2 protein-coding genes are annotated in these 5,253 nt (G+C 35.1%); both read right to left on the bottom strand.

Features of this window, described 5'->3' with window-relative positions:
* Window positions 1-2,845 (bottom strand): ZmpA/ZmpB/ZmpC family metallo-endopeptidase-related protein (locus A5816_RS16400; protein WP_179189739.1); only part of this gene is annotated, 2,845 nt, incomplete at its 3' end.
* Between the two features lie 804 nt (window positions 2,846-3,649).
* A partial coding sequence (locus A5816_RS15170; protein ID WP_086311680.1) for a WxL domain-containing protein occupies window positions 3,650-5,253 on the bottom strand: 1,604 nt, incomplete at its 5' end.

The following is a 5,253-nucleotide window of genomic DNA, read 5'->3' as shown; positions in this document are numbered from 1 at the left end:
CCTCATCGACATTGCCAATAGAAAAGGAATTAGATTCATCGATTGAAGGCGTCCCATAACTATAGGTACTGCCAATAAACCCTTGACCATTCTTTATGTCAGCTGAAGAATACGTATTCTTGATTGTTCCCGAGATAAAGTTTCCCGCAAGCCCTCCAACTCGAAGGTCTCCTACCTCATTTCCTGTCATCGTTCCTTCATAGACGTACGTATCTGTGATACTTGTATTTTCACCATAACCTACAATCCCCCCAGCAAACGATCCTATAATTTCATTGCCTTGAGAGGAACACTGACTGATAACACTATTTCTGGCTTCGCCTATGAATCCTCCAACCGAAGCCTGCAAGCCATTTTTTATATTTATTGTGCTGTTCACGACATGAACATCCCCGATTTTTGTTTCTTCGACTTGATTAGCTAATGCTCCAGTATGTTTTGTTTGTGCTTGGAGAGTAAAATCATCCAACACTATTGATTCCACCGTTGCATTCTTTAATGTAGAAAAAAGTGCTTTACTCCCCTTTGAAATCGTATGGCCGTTTCCTTTTAAATTTCCTTCAAAGTTTTTAATTTCTTTAGCATTTGTAGGAACTTCAAGATCCGAAATAATTGAGATCGTTGCTTTAGGATCTGCCGTAACTACATCATATAATTCATCATAGGAACTAACTTCTTTTAATGTAGAATCATCATAACCAAAAACATCACTTTTAAAGGAATCTGTGATAGTAAGATAACTCTTATAAAGATTTTGTTTAACTTCATAAAAATCATTGATATAGTTTTCAAACGTCTTTTTAAGATCACGATAAGACATCGTTTTTAACCCTTTTTCCCCTACATTTTTCCGATTTTCATAATATTTATCTGTAGTATAGGTGCGATAAGTAACTGAAGGGTCATTCAATCCCGATCTAAAAGCAAGAATTGATTTTTCCTCGAGATCTTTTTTTTCATTGGCATACACATCATTAAATTTTTTAAATCCTTCCCATCCATCTTCAGCGATTAATGTATTAATAATACGATGCGTATGATCTAATGTTTTACCATTTACTAAAAAATAGCTCGCATAGGTAAGCGGTGTACCGTAGCCTTCACCACCATTTGCGAGAATATTATTGTTTGCATCATCCGGTTCCATAATTACCAATCCATTATTAATTAAATCATCAATACTTTGGAGATTCATTGCTTCTAATTCAGAAACAGATAACGGAATAGCATTAACTGATGCTTCTGGATTTGTATGATCTTTCATGACACCCGATTCCACATCAATTGGAACCTTACGAATATATTTTGCTTGTTCAGATAGAGGCATCTCTAATACTACATCTGCAATTACTGAATCCATCGCATAAATAAAATTCTCTGAATTTTTAGTCATTGTGATTAAATCATCTCTATTTTGGATTTGTTTTACATCTGAATTGATCGGATAAAATGAAGGATATTGCAAATTTTGTCCGTCAGCATACATATTGATGTATGCTGCTTTATTTCTAACACCATTATAAATAAACGTTGTTAAAAACTCACTGCCAGCATTCAACAAACGATTCATTGAATGTCCCAATTCGTGCGCTATACTCCCAGGATCGTATCCACTACGTTGTAAAGCAATGTATTGATGTTTACCAATGGCTCCACTTCCATCATGTGACTTAAAATTCTCGCTAGGTAATAGTAAATTCTTGCCATAATCCTCTTCTTCATTTAATAAATCTTCATTTGGTCCCCAAAGAATCAATTGCCCAATTGAATTATCTACTTCTTCCTTGTGATCGTAGGTACGATAAAAGAAAGCTTCTTGATTTTTTATTGTCCTAATAGCATTTAATATATCTTCTTCTTTTTCCTTTCCTGACGTCATAATCAATAATCGATAGGACTCAATTATATTAAGAGTACTGCCAGGTGTCTGAGTCAATAAATAAGGCAAATTATCTTTGAACTCCTGATTTCGATTCCAAATACCTACATTATCTTCTTTAGTTAATGTAGTATCAATTTTAATAACCCCATTAAAATAATCGTAAAACCAGGACGAATAATCTGTACTTCCTGTTTCTTTTTCTATAAACCATTCGATCAACTCATAATAAGCTTTCCCCGTAAATTTTGAGTATACTTTTGTGTTCTTAAAGGCATTTCCAACGTTTTTACTTAATATTGCTTCATAGTTATCTTTTTTTAACTCTTCAGCTAATAAAACTAAATTGTCGATTTGCCATTTATTATCTTCCGTTAAATTCTCACCATCAAAGTACATTAGTGTCCATAAAGATGCTTCCCCAATTTGTATGTCGTACCATTTCCCTAAATAAGTTGCCACAAAGATTAGTTCATTAAAATGATCTTCGAACTCTTCCAATGTTGCTTCTGGAAAGGCCGTAAAAAATGCCCCAAAAAATTGTTCACCTTCTTGTTGTAAACGTGTGTAGGTCTCTCTTAATCCAACTCGATCATATGTTTCCCCTGTGTGTTTGTCGTTTTCAGGAATGATCCCGACTTTTTCATTCCCAAATGTTTTCATTATCGCAGAAAAATCTGTCTGTTTTAGCCGCTGAGTCAATTTATCAATGGCTTCTTGGTGTTTTTTCACTACTTGAAAATCAATATAACTAGTTTTAATCAATTTACTATAATCATTACTAGTCTTATGTGTTGTAAGTTCCTTTAGCGTCAAATTTTCAGTGGAAAGACTATCCATACTATCTGCTTGTACTGTCCGCTCAAATACAGAATGTACTAATTTTGATACTGGTTCTGTCGTAGCAGCATATGTTACCCCGCCAAACAACAATAGACTACAGCCTATTGCTAAATATTTTTTCATTCTTTGCCATCCTTTCCATTGTCTTTCTATATAATCTTTTAATAATTGATCAATGAATTAGATGTCTAAGTTTTCTAAGTTTCCTCATCTCTTTCCCCCACTTTAATTTTATTTACCCCTTGATTTTACCAATTGATTTTAGGATAAAAGCGTCAGTTAGTTTACTTATAAAGCTTAATTTATTAACAATATTTCCTTCTTAATTCCACAAAAATTTAGCCATTATCTACAATTATTTAGCGCTTATACATTATTATTAAGAATAATTAAGCGGTTGTGACAGAAGTGGGTAGCTTCAATAAATAAGAAGGAATTTACAAAAATTGATCTTCAAATTTTTTTGAACTTTCGGCCTATTTCCAAAGAATTTACTTATGGAACACCATTTATTTGGAAAAAGGAGCTGAGTCAAGACTTTTGCCACTTCCCCTTATTGGATCATGGTTATCTATAAATCTAAAATTAATTCTTCATTAACTAAAAAAATGTCTGTAACTTTTATTGCGAAATTTTATCTTAATAGAAAATAGAAACTAAGAGACCACATATCAAAACAATCAATAAGTATCCCTACGGATTTAGATCATTTGAGAAATTGAAAATCAAAGTGAAATAATAAAAAATCTGGGACAGAATTATGTTCATTCTGTCCCAGATTTGATTTTACACGACTCATTAAACCTTGTTCACACAGGTCTAGTTATTTACACATTAAGCAATAGATATTCCTATTTATTTTTTGATTTAATATTGTATTCATTACTGTGAAAAGCCACATAAGAAATATCATTAATAAAACATACTTTATTCTTTGAATGCAACTGTTGGATCAGCTGTTAAAGTGTAAAGAATCGTTGCTTGATAGTTCCCACTGTCATTGGCTATCCCGTTCGGTATAGTCAATTCCACACCATTAGTAGTATTATCTGCCTGCAGCTTACCTAAGCCGATCGAGTGTTGCCCATAGCCGTTTTTCTCGGTTGCTCGTGCAATCTCTACTCCAGCTTTGTCTACTACTAAATCACCTTCAGTCACTTCAGGTGCGTTGAGTTCTCCATTTCCTGAATACAAATGACTAAAATGCAACTCCGCACCATTCAATGGCTGGCCTTTTTCATTGACAAATGACGTTTCTAATTGTGCGGTCAACGACCAACCTTTTCGATCCGTACTTCTGGTATCTTTTATAGATACAAATGGTGTGATCGGAACATTTCCTTGCATCCTATCTCCATAAGCAAACCATGATGTTCCCCCTTTTTTGTGGGTACCGAAATCTAATTTTGAGGTATAGGTGATCATGAGCTCTCCGCCTATTGGATTGATTGGATCCGTCGGATCGACAGGGATTGTTGGATCATTCGGATCAACAGGCTGTACGGGAGTATTATCTTTTGAAAACTCGATCAAAACGTCGGCATCTATTTTCGTCGCTGATGAGTTTTCATTCCCACCTTCATCAGGTGGTGTTGGTGTTTTTCGTGGTTCAAATTGCCATTGCGCGTTAATTTGATAGGTACTAGTTGATTCATTCGTCGTTTGAACATTCGTTCCTTCACGATAAAGAGATTGTGACACGCCTTCTTTACTAGTTATCGTTAAATAGTCCCCGATTTCAACGGTTTGTTTAGAAAGTTCGTTCATACAGTCTTGTGGTGCCACTCCCCCATCCAAAGCAATCATTTGACGTAACTCATTGTTCTGATTATAGAGGGCCATGACAAGAACCTCCGGTTCAGAAGTCGCAGAAAAGGCTGCTGTATTCTTTGGATCGGTAATTCCCTGTAACTGATGTGTCGTTGAATCAATTTTGATAGTTAGACGTTCATCCGTCGTGTCTTTAGTACTAATCGTTAGCTCTGATTCATGTTTGATAACCAACGTAGTTTCGACAACCGTTGTTTTTCCTTGATCATCTGTTACTTTTATTTGAACGGTTTGTTCCCCATATTGGTAATAATTGGGTTCTTTTACGAAAGTATACGTATAATTAGGTTGTCCACTTTCAATCAACTCGTTCGGTTCAACCGCTTCACCGACAGTTGTTTCACCCTCTTTAACCGTGACATTGATTGCTTCTGGGTCATATCGAAGAAGTTGATTATTTTGAATAACAAATTCTTCACTGTTCTGACTATTTCCATAATCTAGTTGAAGAGTCCCTTTCACGTATAACCCGATTTTTCCACTATATTTATGTTGAACCGTTATGTGGTCACCATTTTCATAAGCTTTACCATTTAATGCATTAATGAGTTGACTCGGCGAATCTTCCGCGTTGGCTTGCATTTGGTACTTTTGTTTCCCTTCTTTGTCCCGAACGGTGATCGTCAAATAGTCTCCAGCACCTGAATCTAATGTTGTATCCATACTTGTATCAGTCACAAAATTTAGCGTTTGATTTTGTT

The sequence above is a fragment of the Enterococcus sp. 3G1_DIV0629 genome (assembly GCF_002141285.1).
Taxonomy (GTDB): domain Bacteria; phylum Bacillota; class Bacilli; order Lactobacillales; family Enterococcaceae; genus Enterococcus_B; species Enterococcus_B lactis.
The sequence above is the reverse complement of the archived record's forward strand: the minus strand, read 5'-3'. Positions and strand labels throughout refer to the sequence as shown.